This window comes from Pseudomonas sp. 43mfcvi1.1 (genome assembly GCF_900115935.1).
GTDB classification, from domain to species: domain Bacteria; phylum Pseudomonadota; class Gammaproteobacteria; order Pseudomonadales; family Pseudomonadaceae; genus Aquipseudomonas; species Aquipseudomonas bijieensis.
This window is the reverse complement of sequence record NZ_UETT01000001.1, coordinates 579,013-596,652: the sequence shown is the minus strand read 5'-3', so window position 1 is coordinate 596,652 and position 17,640 is coordinate 579,013. Positions and strand designations below refer to the sequence as shown.

The window sequence follows — 17,640 nt, the reverse complement described above, 5'->3', positions numbered from 1 at the left end:
TTCTCTCCACTAAATCGGTCCGGCTACGTCGGAAAAGGGTTGCAGCCCACTTAACAACCCGACCAGACCATGCAACGGCACGGGCAGCCAGGTGGGGCGATTCTCGGCTTCATAGGCCACTTCATAGGCCGCCTTCTCCAGGCCGAACAACGCCAGCGCGGCGTCTTCGCCTTCAGCATCCTTCCACTCATGGGCAAGACTAGCTGCCGCCAGCCGATATGCCTCGACAAATGCCTGGCGAGCCTCTTTCAAATAACGATCGGCGACCCGTTGCCGCGCCGCATCGGCATCGGCCGTGCTGTCGACGGTGTGCAAGTGGATCGCCATGGCCGCCGCATAATCGAAGGAGCGCAGCACGCCACTGACGTCCTTGTACGGGCTGTGCTTGCCCCGTCGTTCATGCAATGGTCGCGCCGGCTCACCTTCGAAGTCGATCAGGTAGGCATCGCCCTTGATCACCAGCACCTGACCCAGGTGCAGGTCGCCATGGACGCGGATGCGCAAGCCGCCGACGGCCTTGCCAGCCAACTCCTGGACATGGGCCAGGATGGTTTTCTTGTGCTCCAGCAAGCGTGCGACCATGGCCTGGTCCACAGGATTCAATTGGCCCTGGTTCTGCTTGAGCAGGCGCAAGGCATTTTCCACTTGGGCGGCCACATCCTTGCCGATGGCCTGGGTTTCCTTGGCGTTGGTGGTCAGCGGCGCGAAGTCCGGGTTGTCGGTGGCCTGGGCCAGCAACTGGTGCATTTCCCCCAGGCGCTGGCCGAGCATGCCGGCGAAGTCCTTGAGTTCGCCCAGGGCGTTGTAATGTTGCTCCTGCTCGGACACCGCGTCCGCCAGCTCATCGCGCAAGGCGCGCTCGAGGTTATTCTGGGTCCATTCCCAGGCATCGCCCTGATTGCTCAAGTAACCCTGGGCGATCATCAGCAACGAATCCTCACCCTGGGCGTCGCGGCGAACCACCGAGCCGAGCAACGGTGAGATGTTGCCGAAGCCGGCAGCGGTGAGATAGGCGCTCATTTCCAGTTCCGGGTGTACACCCGAAGCGACCTTGCGGATCAGCTTGAGTACCAGGCTGCCCCCCACCACCACCGAACTGTTGGATTGTTCGGCGGACAGGTAGCGAACCTCCGGCTCGGCCCCAAGGTTCAACGCGGTCAAGCCTTCGGTGGGCTCGAACCGCAATTCACCTTCGGTGCATGGCAGTACCGTACCGGCCTGCATGCCTTGCAGCACGGCGCGTATGAAATGCTCCAGGCTGAACGCATCGGTGATCAGACCGACCTGGCGAACCCGACGTACACGGGACAACGCCAATTGTTGCGGCAACGCCGCGCCCACCTGGTCTTCAGGCAGCAGGCCGAACGGCAGTTGATAGCGCAGGGTCTGGCCAGCGCTGGTGACGTCGATTTCGCTGAGCAACACCGGATGCTGCGGATCACCGAAGCGCACGCCATAGACAATCTCCACCTTCTCGATCGCACTGTCCTTGCCGGCGAACCAGCGCCGGTTCTGCAACCAGCTCGGCAGGATGGTTTGCTCCAAGGTGGTGCGCGATGGCGCCTCGAGCAATTCCTCCAGGCGTTTTTTCAGCACCAGGGTGGTGAAGTCCGGCAGGCTCTGGGCCGGTTCCACGTGCCAGCTCGGCATCTGGTTTTCTGCCGCCAGGGCGAACCAATAGAAGCCGTACGGCGCCAGGGTCAGCAGGAAGTTCAACTGGCCGATCGGTGGGAAAGCATTACCGCCCAGCATTTCCACCGGAACCATGCCGGCGTAGGCCGACAGGTCCAGTTCGGCGGCCTGGGCGCTGCGGGACACGTTGGCTACGCACAGGATGATTTCGTGCTTGCCGTCGGGGCCAGTGTATTCGCGGGTATAGGCCAGGATCCGGCGATTGCTCGGCGAGAGCATTTTCAACGTGCCACGACCGAAGGCCTTGGACTGTTTGCGCACCGCCAGCATGCGTCGGGTCCAGTTGAGCAGCGAGTGCGGATCGCCGGCCTGGGTCTCGACGTTGACCGACTGGTAGCCATACAACGGGTCCATGATCGGCGGCAGCACCAGGCTGGCCGGATCGGCGCGGGAGAAACCGCCGTTGCGGTCGATGGACCACTGCATCGGCGTACGCACGCCATCGCGGTCGCCCAGATAGATGTTGTCGCCCATGCCGATTTCATCGCCGTAGTACAGCGTCGGCGTGCCGGGCATCGACAGCAGCAGGCTGTTGAGCAGCTCTACGCGTCGACGATCGCGCTCCACCAACGGCGCCAAGCGCCGGCGAATGCCCAGGTTGATACGCGCCCGGCGGTCAGCCGCATAATAGTTCCACAGGTAGTCGCGCTCCTTGTCGGTGACCATTTCCAGAGTCAGCTCATCATGGTTGCGCAGGAAAATCGCCCACTGGCAGTTGGCGGGAATCTCTGGAGTCTGGCGCAGGATGTCGGTGATCGGGAAGCGATCTTCCTGGGCCAGCGCCATGTACATGCGTGGCATTAGCGGAAAATGGAAGGCCATGTGGCATTCGTCACCGTTGAGCCCTTGGGCGTCGACATCACCGAAGTACAACTGCGTGTCTTCCGGCCACTGGTTGGCTTCGGCCAGCAACATGCGGTCGGGGTAGTTGGCGTCGATCTCGGCGCGGATCAGCTTCAGGACGTCATGGGTCTCGGGCAGGTTTTCGTTATTGGTGCCGTCGCGCTCGATCAGGTACGGGATGGCGTCCAGGCGCAGGCCGTCGATGCCCATGTCCAGCCAGTAGCGCATCACCGACAACACCGCCTTGATCACTTGCGGGTTGTCGAAATTGAGGTCGGGCTGGTGGGAATAGAAACGGTGCCAGAAGTACTGGCCCGCCACCGGATCCCAGGTCCAGTTGGACTTCTCGGTGTCGAGGAAAATGATCCGCGTGCCGTCGTACTTGTGGTCGTCATCGGACCAGACGTAGAAGTCCCGCGCCTTCGAACCCGGCTTGGCCTTGCGCGCGCGTTGGAACCAGGGGTGTTGGTCCGAGGTGTGGTTGATGACCAGCTCGGTGATTACCCGCAGGTTGCGCTTGTGGGCTTCGGCAATGAAGCGCCGCGCATCGGCCATGGTCCCGTAGTCAGCGCTGACGCCACGGTATTCGGCAATGTCATAACCGTCGTCGCGCCGGGGCGAAGGATAGAACGGCAGCAGCCAGATGGTGTTGACGCCCAAGTCGGCAATGTAGTCGAGTTTCTCGATCAGGCCGGGAAAGTCACCGATTCCGTCGTTATTGGAGTCGAAATAGGATTTTACGTGGACCTGGTAAATCACCGCGTCCTTGTACCAGAGCGGGTCTTTGATAAAGGTGGCAGACCGGGGTTTCTTCGCCATTTGCAACTCCTGATGAATTCAATAAAGCCGCGGGATACAGGCTTGTGAGGTCTTTTTGTGGCGAGGGGATTCAGCGAAACCGTACCGCTTTGTGGGAGCAAAGCTTGCTCGCGATACAGGCGCCTCCGTTCCTCAGGAGACCGCGTCATCTTCATCGCGGGCAAGCCTTGCTCCCACAGCCTTACGCCACGCTGATCCGCCAGATCCCGAACGGCTGGTACGCCGGATCAATCCGCATGAACTGGTACTTGCCGTACCAGGTCCAGCGATGTCCGTTCATCAAATCCTCGCCCTGGGTCTGGGCGTCGTCAGGCAGGCCCATCTCCCACAGCGGCAATTCAAAACTGGCTTCCTGGGGGTTGTGCGGATCGAGGCTCACCGCCACCAGGATGAAATTGCTGCCGTCGGGCGTGCGCTTGCCGAAATAGAGAATGTTGTCGTTCCAGGCGTTGTAGATCTTCAGGCCCAAATGCGTGTGCAAGGCCGGGTTCTGCCGGCGAATGCGGTTGAGCTGGGCGATCTCGGCAACGATGTTGCCCGGGGCGGTGAAGTCCCGGGGGCGGATCTCGTACTTCTCTGAATCGAGGTACTCCTCCTTGCCCGGCACCGGTGCCGATTCGCACAGTTCGAAGCCCGAATACATGCCCCACAAACCTGAGCCCATGGTCGCCAGGGCTGCGCGGATCAGAAAACCCGGGCGCCCTGACTCATGGAGAAAGGCCGGGTTGATGTCCGGCGTATTGACGAAAAAGTTCGGCCGGTAGCATTCGCGCCAAGGCGATTCATTGAGTTCGCTGAAGTAGGTCGCCAGCTCGGCCTTGGTGTTACGCCAGGTGAAATAGGTGTAGCTCTGGGAATAACCGACCTTGCCCAGCCGCGCCATCATGGCCGGCGTGGTGAACGCTTCAGCCAGGAAGATCACTTCAGGGTATTGGGTTCGAACATCGGCGATCAGCCATTGCCAGAATGGCAGCGGCTTGGTGTGAGGGTTGTCGACGCGGAATATCTTCACGCCTTCCTTGACCCAACCCACCACGATGTCGCGCAACTCCGTCCACAGGCTGGGAATCGCATCGGCCGCGTAGAAATCAACGTTGACGATGTCCTGGTATTTCTTCGGCGGGTTTTCCGCGTATTTGATCGTGCCGTCCGGTCGCCAGCTGAACCAGCCCGGATGCTGTTTGAGCCAAGGGTGGTCCTGGGAACACTGGATCGCGAAATCCAGGGCAATCTCCAGGCCGTGATCAGCGGCCGCCGCCACCAGGCGCCGGAAGTCTTCGCGGCTACCCAATTGCGGGTGAATGGCCTCGTGCCCACCCTCCTCGCTGCCAATGGCATATGGGCTGCCCGGGTCGTCGGGACCGGCGGTGAGGGAATTGTTCGGGCCTTTGCGGAAACTGCGACCGATGGGGTGGATCGGCGGGAAGTACAACACGTCGAAGCCCATGTCCTGGATCACCGCCAGGCGTGAATGCACATCGTTGAAGGTGCCGTGGCGCTGGGGATCGTCAGTGATGGAACGGGGAAACAGCTCATACCAGCTGGCAAACTCGGACAGCTTGCGCTCCACATCCAACGGGTATTCAGGGCTGATGCTCAAGTACGGGCGATGATCGGCCAGGGACATCAGATCGGCACTGCGCGGTGCCAGAAACAGCTCCACCTGCTCGGTTGGCAGCAAACCGGAGAGCTCGTGGTGCAAGGCCGCCAGTTGCTCGCTCAACTCTCCCGTGCTGCGCTCGACGGCCATTTGCACCTGGTTGCGCCCTTCCTGCAACTCCAGGCTGATCGGCACCCCTGCCCCGAATTTCTTCTCCAGCTCATAGCGAAAGCTGGCGAACTGATCGATCCAGGCCTCGATACAGAACACATAGCGGCCCTGTTCCGGCACATTGAACAGGCCACGCCAGCCGTTGTTACCCAGGTCGCTCATGACTTCGCTGTTCCATACTTCGTCCTGCAGCGCACGCCAGCGGATGCGCACGGCCAGCTTGTCGTGGCCATCGGCGAAGACCTTGCTGGTTACCGTCACGTCCTGCCCGACCACAGCCTTGGCGGCGAACTGCCCGCCGTCGATCACCGGCATGGTGTTTTCAATGGCAATACGCGGCAACAGCAAGGCTTGAGACAGCGGCAAATGCGGGTTGTAAGCCAGGTCAGTCGGGTATTCGGCAATCATCGAGCATCGCTCCTTTTACGCCCCATGGACGCGCTTGTGGCGGTAAAGGCCCAACGGGTCCCTGAAAAAAACTCACTTAAACTCCGAACCGAATCAGCGGTTAAAAGTTCAGAGGGATTTGCCCCGATGCATCGCGGGGATCAAAAGCCGGTGCAAGGTGGTCAACAACAATAAGCACGACTCAAGCCATGTGCGTCACGGAGACCCGTCCCGATGAATATTCCCATCCCGGCCGAAACACCTGACCCGAACATCGACGACCCCACCTTGCCTCCACCCGGTCCTGATCCGGAACCGATTCCAGAGAAGGACCCGCCGCTGGACCCACAACCGCCGCTGGGTGACCCGCCGAGCGAGGCGCCGCCGGAGCGGGTTTGATCAACAGACTAGTGGATAACAAAAAACCTGTGGGAGCGGGCTTGCTCGCGAAGGCGGTGTGTCAGCCAAGGTTTTCATCGACTGACACACCGCTTTCGCGAGCAAGCCCGCTCCCACATTGAATGGTGTGTTCTGGCTGGGATCACGGTCACGGCTTGTTCTCCCTCTCCAGCGCCCGGACGATCACCGGCATCACACTGAAGATCACCAGCGCCAGCACCGTGCTGAGCACCGCCGTCGCCTCCCGGCCCAGCCCGGCAGCGACGCCGATGGCGGCGGTCATCCACAGGCCGGCAGCGGTGGTCAGGCCTTTTACATGACCTTCGTCGCCATCATTGTTCTTCAGGATCGTGCCCGCGCCGAGAAAACCGATGCCGGCGACAATGCCTTGGATCACCCGGCTCATGGCGTCGGCCTGGGATCCGGACATCTGCGGCACCAGCACGAACAACGCGGCCCCCAGGGCCACGAGCATGTGGGTGCGCACGCCGGCCGCCTTGCCCTTGTGTTCGCGCTCGAACCCCAGGATGCCACCCAGCAATGCGGCCATGACCAGGCGCACCGTGACCCGGGTCATCTGCTGGGCATCGGTGATGTCGGCGAATTCCGCCTGCAGGGTCATCCAGACTTCATGCCACCAGGCTTCCATGGACCGTCCTCTTTTCCATTCGATACATGATGGACCGCAAGCGAAGCCAGAGGTGCGCTCGACCGCTGATCAGGCGCGACGAACCCTGGCTACCGGGCTACGCCTAATGTTCAGGACATAACGAGGAAGTGCTGCCATGCCTATACGTATCGAAAACCAGACCTGCTATTTCGACAGTGCCAGTGGCCCGCAACAGCGCCCCGCCAGCCAGCTGACCATCATCACCGACCCGGACAAGGCCATGTCAGCCGTGAAGATCAATGGCGACCTGGTCTACATCACCGAGGCCGAAGCCGATGCCCTGACCGTGGCCGGCGCGACCGACGGGCGCAAGCACCTGAAGGCCACGGACAGCGGCTCGGCGATCTGAGCCCGTTGACGCCTCTGCGAGGTATTCAATCCGTCGGAGCAAAGCTTGCTCGCGATAAGAACAACACGATACCTCTTGAACCGAGGTGCCTGTATCGCGAGCAAGCTTTGCTCCCACAGATCCTTGGCACAGATGTTGTTCGCTTTCCCTCGGGTGCATCAAAGTGTCGCAGCGCCTGGGTTTCGCGGCATCTGATCCGGTTTTTATCAAAACACCTGAGTCTGTTATGCAAACAGTTCCATGGTCATAGTGCGCCGGCCAGATAGAGGCTGATGAGCGACCGACCATGAGCGATAGAATCCCCGTCCAGTTGATACAGACGTTCGAACCTGCGCCAACGAAGATAAAGGCCAGGACCACCGATAACCTGATCCACACCCGCAGCTTCACCGGTTTGTTTCGTACCTTGCGCATCAGCGGTGCCGGGGTTCTGTTCCTGCTGTTCTTCGGCACGGTGTGGCTGAACTGGGGCGGTCGCCAGGCGGTGCTCTGGGATCTTTCCGAAAGCAAATTCCACATCTTCGGCGCGACTTTCTGGCCCCAGGATTTCATCCTGCTGTCGGCCTTGCTCATCATCGCCGCCTTCGGCCTGTTCGCCGTCACCGTGTTCGCCGGGCGCGTGTGGTGCGGCTACACCTGCCCACAGAGCTCCTGGACCTGGATCTTCATGTGGTGCGAGAAAATCACCGAAGGCGAACGCAACCAGCGGATCAAGCTGCAGGCAGCGCCCTGGGGCCTGAACAAACTCGTACGCCGCAGTGCCAAGCACACGTTGTGGCTGGCCATCAGTCTGCTCACCGGCCTGACGTTCGTTGGCTACTTCACACCGATCCGCCCATTGACCGAAGAACTGCTGACCCTGCAAATCGGCGGCGTGAGCTTGTTCTGGGTACTTTTCTTTACCGCAGCCACCTACCTCAACGCCGGCTGGCTGCGTGAAGCGGTGTGCATGCACATGTGCCCTTATGCACGCTTTCAGAGCGTGATGTTCGACAAGGACACCTTGACCATTTCCTACGACACGGCCCGCGGTGAAATCCGCGGCCCGCGCAAACGCGAAGCAAACCCGGCGAATATCGGCCTGGGCGACTGCATCGACTGCCAGATGTGCGTACAGGTCTGCCCCACCGGCATCGACATCCGCGATGGCCTGCAAATGGAATGCATCGGCTGCGCAGCCTGCATCGATGCCTGCGACTCGATCATGGACAAGATGGGTTATGCCCGTGGCCTGATCAAATACACCTCCGAACACCAGTTGCAAGGCGGCAAGACTCATCTGCTGCGACCTCGGCTGATCGGCTACACCGCCGTGTTGCTGGTGATGATCGGCGCACTGGCCGTGGCGCTGGTGCAGCGGCCCATGGTGTCGCTGGACGTCAGCAAGGACCGTGGCCTGTTCCGCGAGAACAGCGCGGGCCAGATCGAGAACATCTACAGCCTGAAAGTCATCAACAAGACCCAACAGCGCCAGGATTATCACCTGTCCCTGGTGGACGGCGACGGCTTCGTCCTGCAAGGCAAGACGCAATTGAGCCTGGCCCCGGGGGAAATCGTCGATGTGCCGGTGTCGGTAGCGATGCTCAGCGAACGGCCGGGCAAAAGCTCCCAGGAGATGACGTTCAAGATCGCCGACACGGATGAACCGGGAATCTACAGCCTCGCCAAAAGTCGTTTTGTAGCGCCGATGAATCGCTGAAGCTTTAAGATGCCGGGCACCTGCGGGAGCGGGCTTGTGGGAGCAAAGCTTGCTCGCGAAGAACGATGACGCGACCTGACGATTGATCCGTGTCGCCTGCATCGCGAGCAAGCTTTGCTCCCACGGGTTTTCCCACCGTTAAAAAGCGAAAACCATGTGTCACTCAAGACTGGGCCAGCCATGAAACGCTACGAAAAATTCGCCGACGACATCGCTGAACTGATCCGCTCGGGCATGCTGGGGCCGGGTCAACGAGTGCCGTCGGTACGCTACGCCAGCCAGACCTACGGCGTCAGCCCGTCCACCGTATTCCAGGCCTATTACCTGCTGGAACGACGCGGCATGATCCGGGCCCGGCCGCGCTCCGGCTACTTCGTCAACGCCCATGCGCCAAGCCCGTTTTCCGAGCCTGCGATCAGTAGCCAGGTGCACGAATCCACCGAAGTCGACGTCAGTGAGTTGGTGTTTTCGGTCCTGGACTCGATCAAGGACCCGGCCACCGTACCGTTCGGCTCGGCATTCCCCAGCCCGACGCTGTTCCCGCTGCAACGGCTGTCCCGTTCGCTGTCCAGCGCAACACGGGACATGGACCCGCGAATGGTGGTCACGGACATGTCGCCAGGCAATCCACAATTGCGTCGACAAATCGCGCTGCGCTACATGGTCGGCGGGTTGATGTTGCCCATGGAGGAGCTGCTGGTCACCAACGGTGCCCTGGAAGCCTTGAACCTGTGCCTGCAAGCGGTGACCGAGCCCGGCGACCTGGTGGCGATCGAGGCGCCGGCATTCTATGCCAGCCTGCAGGTACTGGAGCGGCTCAAGCTCAAGGCCGTGGAGATTCCCGTCCACCCGCGAGACGGTATCGACCTGGAAGTGTTGGAGCAGACACTGGAGCGCCATCCGATCAAGGCCTGCTGGTGCATGACCAGTTTCCAGAACCCCATGGGCGCAACCATGCCCGAGGCAAGGAAACAGGCCTTGGTGGAACTGCTACGCCGCCATCAGGTGCCGCTGATCGAGGACGACGTCTACGCCGAACTCTATTACGGCCAACAGGCCCCCAAGCCCGCCAAGGCGTTCGACACCGAAGGGCTGGTGATGCATTGCGGTTCGTTCGCCAAGAGCCTGGCGCCGGGCTATCGCATCGGCTGGGTCGCCGCCGGGCGCTTTGCGCAGAAGATCGAACGGCTCAAGCTCATGACCTCGCTGTGCGCCTCGATGCCAGCCCAGGCCGCCATCGCCGACTACCTGCAACACGGCGGCTACGACCGTCACCTGCGCAAACTGCGCTACGCCCTGGAAGAACAGCAAAGCGCGATGCTCGCCGCCATCGCCCGCTATTTCCCGGCCCAGACCCGCGTCAGCCAACCGGCAGGCGGTTACTTCCTGTGGCTGGAGCTGCCGGAGCAGATGGACTCGCTGAAACTGTTCCAGATGGCCCTGGCCCAGGGCATCAGCATCGCGCCGGGACCGATCTTTTCACCGACCCGGCGCTTCAGGAATTGCATTCGCTTGAACTATGGCAGCCCGTGGACCGACGTGTCGGAAAAGGCCATGGAGACGCTGGGGCGGATTATTCGGTCGTTTTGATATTGGAGCGCCTTTTATTGCCTCATCGCGAGCAGGCTCGCTCCCACAGTGGATTTACGGTGAAACGAATATCTCAGGTACTCAGCAAATCTCATGTGGGAGCGAGCCCGCTCGCGATGACGGCAGAACAGGCAACCCGTATCCCAAAGCTCAGCGCCCGCCCCCCAGGTCCACAAACGTCCCGGTCGCATACGAAGCCTTGTCCGACAGCAGCCAGATAATCGCCTCGGCCACTTCGTCCGGACGACCGCCCCGAGCCATGGGAATCGCCGATTCCAATTTGCTGACCCGATCCGGGTCGCCGCTCAGGGCATGGAAATCGGTGTAGATATAGCCAGGGCGAACCGCGTTGACGCGAATACCTTCGCCAGCCACTTCCTTGGACAGGCCGATGGTGAAGGTGTCCAGCGCGCCCTTGGAGGCTGCGTAATCGACGTATTCACCCGGCGCCCCCAGGCGAGCAGCCACCGACGAGACGTTGACGATACTGCCGCCCTGCCCGCCATGCCGGGGCGACATGCGCAGCACCGCGTGCTTGGCACAGAGGATCGGACCCAGCACGTTGGTCTTCATGATCTTGAGAATGCGGAACTCGGACATTTCATCGAGCCGGGACTTGTGGGCCACCGTGCCGGCGTTGTTCACCAGGGCGGTGACACGTCCCAGCTCGGCATCCACCCGGTCGAACAGGCTGATCACCTCATCTTCGATGCTCACGTCGGCGCGCACGGCCATCGCCTGTGCGCCCTTGGCCCGCACCTGTTCGAGCACCTCTTGCGCGGCACTTTCATCCGATTGGTAATTGATACAGATCCGATAACCCAACTCGGCAGCCAACAGCGCCGTGGCCGCCCCGATGCCGCGACCGCCACCGGTGATGACGATGACTTTATCCACGTTTGCTTCCCCCGTTCCACGGATAGACGTCCGGCCCAAGAATAGCGTTGACCGATGCGTTTGCACAAAACGCCCGGCTCAGCGGACCAAAACGCCTGTTCAGCGGGCTATGGCCCGTAGGTCCAGGCGTCCGTCCAGCAGCGGCGGGCACCAGTAGTAACCACCGGTGATTGGCCGGCTCATGCGATACAGGCCGTCGGTGATACCGTCTTCCAGGCCACTCATGCGTCGCAGTTGTGCCTCGAAGGCATCGAGGGAGAAGCCGAACGCCAGGAACATCAGCCCTGCACGGTCACCTTCGATCCACGGCATGGAGCGACGTACCACGAACGCCTCCGGGGCGAAACTTTCCTGGGCGGTGCGCTTGACGTGGGCCGACTCCGGCGCGTCGTCGATTTCTTCGTTGTCGCTCAGGCGGCGGCCCATGATGTTGTCGCGTTCGTGGGGCTGCATCGCCGCGAAACCGTCCAGGTCATGCTGCCACTGCTGGATCGCGGCAAAACTGCCACCGCGTACCCCGTCGGCGCCCTGGGCCAGGGCGGCGGCGATGGCCGCTTCGTCATGAGGGTTTTCGGTGCCGTCTTCGTAGCCGGTCAGGTCATGGCCAGTCATATGGCGGAAGGTTTCGTTCATCTGCACCAGGCGCAGCGCCGGGGCCAGCGCGGCCTCGATGGCGCGACTGCGGTGCATCAGCTCGCCGCGGTCTTCGCCGTGCAGCCAGCACCACAGCGCGTGCTGGGTCGACGGGTTGTCCACGCCCACGCCGGCCAACGCAGGAAAGGCCCGCAGGCCTTCGACCTGGGCGCCCAGCGCCTGGACCAGCGATTCGCCGAAGCCGACCACGGCCCGCCCATCGAGCAGCGACTGGAGTTTGTCTATCGCAGCCGGCAGTGCCTCGACCGATTCCAGGGCAAAAAACAAATGACGGGCCTGAGGCGGAACAGGGGTGGCGAGAATGCCGGGCTGGTAGTAACTCATGTGAACTCCTTTAGAAAGGGCACAAGTCTACCCGGCAGCCGTGTGGGTTTGCCATGCGACACCGAGGGCGGCTGCCAAAAGATTTTCGTAGGAAGACTCCCGCGAGCCAGTCAGACGACTCGGAACCTGACCTGAGCCCGATAGCAGCCAATTGCCGAGCAACCGAAAACCTCCTAGATTGACCAGCCCCAAGATGCCCCAGGCATCGCAAGCTGCCGGATGCAGAGCGGCTTGAACCACCGCCATCCAAGGAGACGGTCCGACATGCACATGGCTAAATCGATACTCGCAGGCACTTTTTTCCTGCTCTACGGGGCGGCTCCGGGCTTTGCCCAGGATCGTATTGAAGAGGCCGTCAATGCCACGATCCAGCCATTGATGAAGCAACAGGACATCGCCGGCATGGCTGTGGCGATCACCTACAAGGGCCAACGCCATTACTTCAACTACGGCGAGGCCTCCAAGGACACGAAAAACCCGGTCACCGACCAGACCCTCTTCGAAATCGGCTCGATCAGCAAGACCTTTACCGCCACCCTCGGCGCCTATGCCCAGGCCCAGGGCAAGCTGTCCCTGACGGACCCGGCCAGTCGCTTCGCTCCTGAGCTGCGCGGCAGCGCCTTCGACGGCATCAGCCTGCTCAACCTCGCCACCTACACCGCCGGCGGCCTGCCGTTGCAGTTTCCCGACGAGGCAGACCATCCAGACCGGATGTTCAGTTATTACACGACCTGGAAGCCGCTCTACCCGGCCGGCACCCAGCGGCTCTATTCAAACCCGAGCATCGGGTTGTTCGGCTATCTGGCAGCCCGCAGCATGGGCCAGTCGTTTGACGAGGTAATGGAGCGCACACTGATGCCAGGGCTGGGCCTCAAGCACAGTTATGTGCGGGTGCCACAGGATCAGTCGGGTCGATACGCCCAAGGGTATGCAAAGGACGGCAAGCCTGTCCGGGTCGGGCCTGGTGCCCTGGACTCCGAGGCTTACGGGGTGAAGACCAGCTCATCGGACCTGATTCGCTTCGTCGAGGCCAACCTGCGCCCCGGAAAACTGGACGCCAACCTGCGCCAAGCCATCGCCACGACTCATACCGGGTTCTATAAGGTCGGTGGAATGACCCAGGGGTTGGGTTGGGAGTTCTACCCCTACCCGCTCACCGTGGATGCGCTGCTGGCTGGCAACTCGACGCAAGTCGCGATGACGCCAAACAAGGTCGAACCGCTGGATCCGCCTCGCCCTGCGCCGGTCAACGCCTGGATCAACAAGACCGGTTCCACCGGCGGCTTTGGTGCCTACGTGGCATTCGTGCCCGGAAAGGACATGGGGATCGTCATGCTTGCCAACAGGAACTACCCGAACGAGGAACGGGTGAAAGCCGCGCACCGGATCCTCACTGCACTGGACGGGAAGTAAATCGGCGGGGTTACCTGTGGCGAGGGGATTTATCCCCTCTCGAGTGCGTAGCACTCGCCGGATTCTTTGACATGCAGAAATGCTGGGGCCGCTTCGCAGCCCAGCGGGGATAAATCCCCTCGCCACAGGGAGCCTCGTCGTTACTGGAAGTCAATCATCCAGCGGCTTCGGCGGCCCTGCCGGCTTGACTGCCTTGCCAGGCTTGGCACCTTTCGCATCCTTGGCCGGCGCAGGCTCTGGCGCGGGAGGTGGAGCTGGAGGTGTCGCTTCTTTTTCGGCCGCAGGCAGTTTATCGACGGTGTCGAAGAGGTCTTTCAGTTCGATCGCCCCGGAATGCTCAAGCTTCTTTTCCCCGTCCTTGCCCACCAGGATGATCTTGGTCTGGGCGCCAGCGCCCAGCTTGAGCGAGCGAATCAACGCCATGGTGCTTTGCGGGTCCAGGTCCTTGCCATCGCGCTGCCCAATGGTATTGAGCACGGTATAGAGCACCATGTTGCGCTCAGAAAAGCCCTGCTTGCCTGCCGGCTCATCCAAGGCCTTTTTCAGGCTCACCCAGGCAGGGTCGACCGTACTGGGCGCGATGACGATCAGGGGACGTGCCCTGCCTGCATCCGCCACCAAGGGTGAGTCTCCATCGGCAGCGAACAGGGGGCTGGCGATGGCCAGCAAGGTAGCGAAGGTCAACGACCGAATGAGCATGCGCCTCTCCTTTTGATATTTACGCTGTACTGATTGCACAGGGCGGCGATTGTTCCGCGAGAGTCGCTCGATACTGCGCCTGCCTGACTTGAAGCTTAGGCCAGGGGGGTCATTGCGCAACCAGCCAACGCGTATGGGAGGGAGAGGTATGACTGCTAGAAGTACAGTCACCGCAAACGAGTGTGGGAGCGGGCTTGCTCGCTCCCACAATGGATCTCGGTGCCAGTTCTAGAACGCCAGCTTGAACCCGATCATCGCCAACATCACCGCCAGGCACGGGCGCAGCAGTTCGTCGGAGATGCGGCCCGACAAATGACTGCCCAGGTAGATCCCTGGCAACGAACCTACCAGCAGGAACCCCAGGATGTGCCAGTCCATGTTGCCCATGCTCGCATGGCCCAGGCCAGCCACCAGAGTCAGCGGCACGGCGTGGGCGATCTCGGTGCCCACCAGGCGCTTGGTGACCAGGAACGGATAGAGGATGAACAGCGCGACAGTACCCAGCGCGCCGGCACCGATGGAGGTCAACGCGACCATCGTACCCAGCACCAAGCCGGTGATGACCGTGAGCACGTTGAGTTGCGAACCGGAGGGATTGTAGTGGCCGCCAGCACGATCATGAGCGAATTGCAGCAGGCGCTTCTTGAACAGGATCGCCAGGGCAGTGGCGAACAACACAAAGCCCAGGGCCTGCTTGATCACCGCGTTCATGGCGTCGGGGGAGCTGTGCAGGCTGCTGAGGAACCACAGCGTCAAGCCGACCGCCGGCACGCTGCCCAACGTCAGCCAGCCGGTGATGGCCCAGTCGATGTTGCGGTTTTTGGCATGAACCAGGACACCGCCAGACTTGGTAATGGCCGCATACAGCAGGTCCGTACCCACCGCCGTCGCCGGGTTGATCCCAAACCACAACAGGATCGGGGTCATCAACGAACCACCGCCGACGCCGGTCATCCCAACGATGAAGCCGACCACCAGGCCCGCAACGACTAAACCGACATTACCGAAATCCATTAAACCCGTCTCAACACGACCGCATGAAAAATCTGGCCGCGAGCATAGCGATTTTTCTTATAACCCCCTATATCGATATGATCTATCTTTATTCCTTTATCATCACATCACTGAACCGGCAGGAAGTTGAGGAACAGCAGGCTCTGGGCATAATTCAAGCCGATCCGCCGGTAGCGTTCGTCGAGCATCTGGGTCAGCAGGTCCAGCCGGGCGACGATTTTTCCGAACTCCACGGCGAAACTCAGGTTGCTGCCCTCCTCCGAAATCTCATTGGAAAACAGCAGCGGTTTGCCCTCCTTGTTCTGCCGCTGACTTAGCAGCCAAGTGGCTTTTTCGATATTGCGCGCCGCATTGCTGACAAAGCGCGGATCGATGGTGTCGGTCATGTAGAACTCCAGGCGATTGCCGTGAGCAGTGACCAGCATGCTACCGATGGCATAGATGAACGCCCCGACCCGATCACCGAGAAATTCCGGGCTCATGGCATAGCTCAGGGCAGCCAGATCCTTCTTGCCGCCCAGGGTCGGTAAGGGTTGTTGCTGCTCGATGGCCATGCGCACTTGTTTTTCCGCGGTGCGGGCGTCGAGAAAGCCGGACTTGCGCAGTTCCTCGGGGTTGCGCAGGTAAAGCTTGCTCATCAGCAGATAGAGGCTTTGCAGGTTGTCGTGCATCGACAGCGTGGCCATGCGGTCGACGCTGGTCTGCAAGAACTCCTGGGGCCTGGCGTTGCTGAACTGCGTGACCATGTCCTGCCCCTGCTGCTGGCTGCAGCCGCCGCTGAACAGCACCGACACACCGACCAACAACGCCATGCCGCGGCGGCGCAACCTCATCACAGAATAAAAAACACCGGCCATCGAGTCTCGGTCTGGGCATGGGGAAGCGATGGGGGTCGCCGCTTCCAGGCCAAGGATAGAGCGGTAAAAAACGCAAAAGTGCAGTGTCCGGTGAAAACCCGCAGCCTTCCACGACAACTCAAAAACCCAATTAGTCTTACTTTTTAATTGATAAATCTCTATTAATGGCTATAAATCCCTTCTCAACTCACAAATAGAAAGACTACTAACCCGAAAAACCTTCAGTGCTGTCCGACCAGTAACGGACTCGCCCCGCGTTCAAAACAACAACAAAACAACAGGAAGGAAGGTCATACCATGCTTGAATCCAGACAACTGCTCACGGCCCTCGGAGTGTCTCTGATGATCGCCACCTCGGCTTCCCAGGCTGCCGGCCTGACCAACGAACGCGGTACGTTCGGTAAAACCGACGACGGCACGGCGGTGGAAAGATTCGTGCTGCGCAACAGTCACGGCATGGAGGCCACGGTCATCACCTATGGCGGCATCCTGCAGTCATTGAGCGTACCGGACAAAAACGGCAAGGCCGCCGACATCGTGCTCGGTTTCGACGATGTGCAGGGTTACCAGAAGAACGGCAGCGTGTATTTCGGCGCGACCATCGGCCGCTTTGGCAATCGCCTGGCCGACGGGGCTTTCGAGCTGGACGGCAAGCGTTACCAGGTGCCGCAGAACGACCATGGCAACTCCCTGCACGGCGGCCCACAAGGGTTCGACAAGCGCGTCTGGAAGGCCGAGCCCCATAATGCCAAGGACTCGGTGGGTGTCACCCTGACCTACCTGTCACCTGATGGCGAGATGGGCTTTCCCGGCGCACTAAAGACCGACGTCACCTACAGCCTCAACGAACAGAACGAGTTGCGCATCGAGTACAAGGCCACCACCGACAAACCCACGGTGCTGAACCTGACCAACCACAGCTATTTCAACCTGGCCGGCGCCGGCAACGGCGACATACTCGAGCAGATCGCAACTCTGCACGCAGCCCATTACACGCCGGTCACTGGAAAACTCATTCCCACCGGCGAACTGGCCCCCGTAGCCGGCACACCGATGGATTTCACCCAACCCACCGCCATCGGCACCCATATCAAGGCCGATCACCCACAACTCAAATTCGCCGAGCCGAAACAGGGTGGCTTCGATTTCAACTGGGCGCTGGACGCCAAGGGCGACGTGACCAAACTGGCCGCCGAGGTGTATGACACCGATTCCGGACGCCGCCTGCAGCTCTACACCAGCGAGCCTGGCGTGCAGTTCTACACCAGCAACTTCCTCGACGGCACCGTCAAGGGCAAGCATGGCAAGGTCTATCCGCACTGGGGCGCGTTCACCCTGGAAACCCAGCACTACCCCGACTCGCCCAACCAGCCGAACTTCCCCTCGACGCGGCTCGATCCAGGCCAGACCTACACCCAGACCATGGTGCTGAAGTTCTCGGCAAAATAACGTCCCCGCCGACTGACCGTTCCCACGCTCCGCGTCACGCCTTTGGGACGCGGAGCATCCCGGAAAGCATTCCCACGCAGAACGTGGGAACGCTCATCAGGTGAACACCTGGTC

The 17,640-nt window shown here is 61.0% G+C and carries 14 protein-coding genes; 6 read left to right on the top strand and 8 right to left on the bottom strand.

Annotated elements, in window-relative coordinates:
- Window positions 1–9 precede the first annotated feature (9 nt).
- Both treS and DTP52_RS02785 read right to left on the bottom strand, forming a co-directional pair.
- On the bottom strand, window positions 10–3,354 hold the full coding sequence (gene treS / locus DTP52_RS02790; RefSeq protein WP_109751738.1) for a maltose alpha-D-glucosyltransferase: 3,345 nt from the start codon (window positions 3,352–3,354) through the stop codon (window positions 10–12).
- Window positions 3,355–3,535: 181 nt separating this feature from the next.
- Window positions 3,536–5,533 carry an alpha-1,4-glucan--maltose-1-phosphate maltosyltransferase gene (locus tag DTP52_RS02785; protein ID WP_109751737.1) on the bottom strand — a complete coding sequence of 666 codons (1,998 nt, stop codon included), beginning with the start codon at window positions 5,531–5,533 and terminating at the stop codon, window positions 3,536–3,538.
- Window positions 5,534–5,746: 213 nt separating this feature from the next.
- Here DTP52_RS02785 and DTP52_RS31160 point away from each other — a divergent pair, with 213 nt between their 5' ends.
- A complete protein-coding gene (locus tag DTP52_RS31160) occupies window positions 5,747–5,911 on the top strand; it encodes a hypothetical protein (protein ID WP_013692690.1) in 165 nt (54 codons plus the stop codon).
- A 148-nt stretch (window positions 5,912–6,059) separates the two neighbouring features.
- Here the strand turns inward: DTP52_RS31160 and DTP52_RS02775 are convergent, their stop codons facing one another.
- Complete coding sequence (locus tag DTP52_RS02775; RefSeq protein ID WP_109751736.1) at window positions 6,060–6,560, bottom strand: MgtC/SapB family protein; 501 nt, start codon at window positions 6,558–6,560, stop codon at window positions 6,060–6,062.
- Window positions 6,561–6,696: 136 nt separating this feature from the next.
- Here DTP52_RS02775 and DTP52_RS02770 point away from each other — a divergent pair, with 136 nt between their 5' ends.
- The 3 genes from DTP52_RS02770 (at window position 6,697) to mapR (ending at window position 10,219) form a co-directional block, all read left to right on the top strand.
- Window positions 6,697–6,930 carry a DUF3203 family protein gene (locus DTP52_RS02770; protein ID WP_109751735.1) on the top strand — a complete coding sequence of 78 codons (234 nt, stop codon included), beginning with the start codon at window positions 6,697–6,699 and terminating at the stop codon, window positions 6,928–6,930.
- 286 nt (window positions 6,931–7,216) lie between these two features.
- Window positions 7,217–8,629 carry a cytochrome c oxidase accessory protein CcoG gene (gene ccoG / locus DTP52_RS02760; RefSeq protein ID WP_109751733.1) on the top strand — a complete coding sequence of 471 codons (1,413 nt, stop codon included), beginning with the start codon at window positions 7,217–7,219 and terminating at the stop codon, window positions 8,627–8,629.
- 180 nt (window positions 8,630–8,809) lie between these two features.
- Window positions 8,810–10,219: a GntR family transcriptional regulator MpaR gene (gene mapR / locus DTP52_RS02755; protein ID WP_109751732.1), complete on the top strand. Its 1,410-nt coding sequence runs from the start codon at window positions 8,810–8,812 to the stop codon at window positions 10,217–10,219.
- 150 nt (window positions 10,220–10,369) lie between these two features.
- Here mapR and DTP52_RS02750 read toward each other — a convergent pair whose 3' ends face one another.
- Window positions 10,370–11,116 carry an SDR family oxidoreductase gene (locus tag DTP52_RS02750; protein WP_109751731.1) on the bottom strand — a complete coding sequence of 249 codons (747 nt, stop codon included), beginning with the start codon at window positions 11,114–11,116 and terminating at the stop codon, window positions 10,370–10,372.
- A 99-nt stretch (window positions 11,117–11,215) separates the two neighbouring features.
- Window positions 11,216–12,094: a Dyp-type peroxidase gene (locus DTP52_RS02745; protein ID WP_109751730.1), complete on the bottom strand. Its 879-nt coding sequence runs from the start codon at window positions 12,092–12,094 to the stop codon at window positions 11,216–11,218.
- Window positions 12,095–12,358: 264 nt separating this feature from the next.
- On the opposite strand from DTP52_RS02745, the gene ampC reads away from it, so the two are divergent.
- The gene (ampC, locus tag DTP52_RS02740) at window positions 12,359–13,507 is read left to right on the top strand and encodes a class C beta-lactamase (RefSeq protein ID WP_109751729.1); all 1,149 of its coding nucleotides are present in this window, start codon (window positions 12,359–12,361) and stop codon (window positions 13,505–13,507) included.
- 150 nt (window positions 13,508–13,657) lie between these two features.
- Here ampC and DTP52_RS02735 read toward each other — a convergent pair whose 3' ends face one another.
- The 3 genes from DTP52_RS02735 to DTP52_RS02725 all read right to left on the bottom strand — a co-directional run bounded on the left by DTP52_RS02735 (window position 13,658) and on the right by DTP52_RS02725 (window position 16,077).
- Window positions 13,658–14,206, bottom strand: a complete 549-nt coding sequence (locus DTP52_RS02735; RefSeq protein ID WP_109751728.1) for a DUF4174 domain-containing protein — start codon at window positions 14,204–14,206, stop codon at window positions 13,658–13,660.
- Between the two features lie 228 nt (window positions 14,207–14,434).
- A complete protein-coding gene (locus DTP52_RS02730) occupies window positions 14,435–15,220 on the bottom strand; it encodes a sulfite exporter TauE/SafE family protein (RefSeq protein WP_109751727.1) in 786 nt (261 codons plus the stop codon).
- Between the two features lie 107 nt (window positions 15,221–15,327).
- Window positions 15,328–16,077, bottom strand: a complete 750-nt coding sequence (locus DTP52_RS02725) for a hypothetical protein (protein ID WP_109751726.1) — start codon at window positions 16,075–16,077, stop codon at window positions 15,328–15,330.
- A gap of 297 nt (window positions 16,078–16,374) precedes the next feature.
- Between DTP52_RS02725 and DTP52_RS02720 the strand changes: the two genes are divergently transcribed.
- The gene (locus DTP52_RS02720; protein ID WP_109751725.1) at window positions 16,375–17,526 is read left to right on the top strand and encodes an aldose epimerase family protein; all 1,152 of its coding nucleotides are present in this window, start codon (window positions 16,375–16,377) and stop codon (window positions 17,524–17,526) included.
- The last annotated feature ends 114 nt before the right edge of the window (window positions 17,527–17,640 follow it).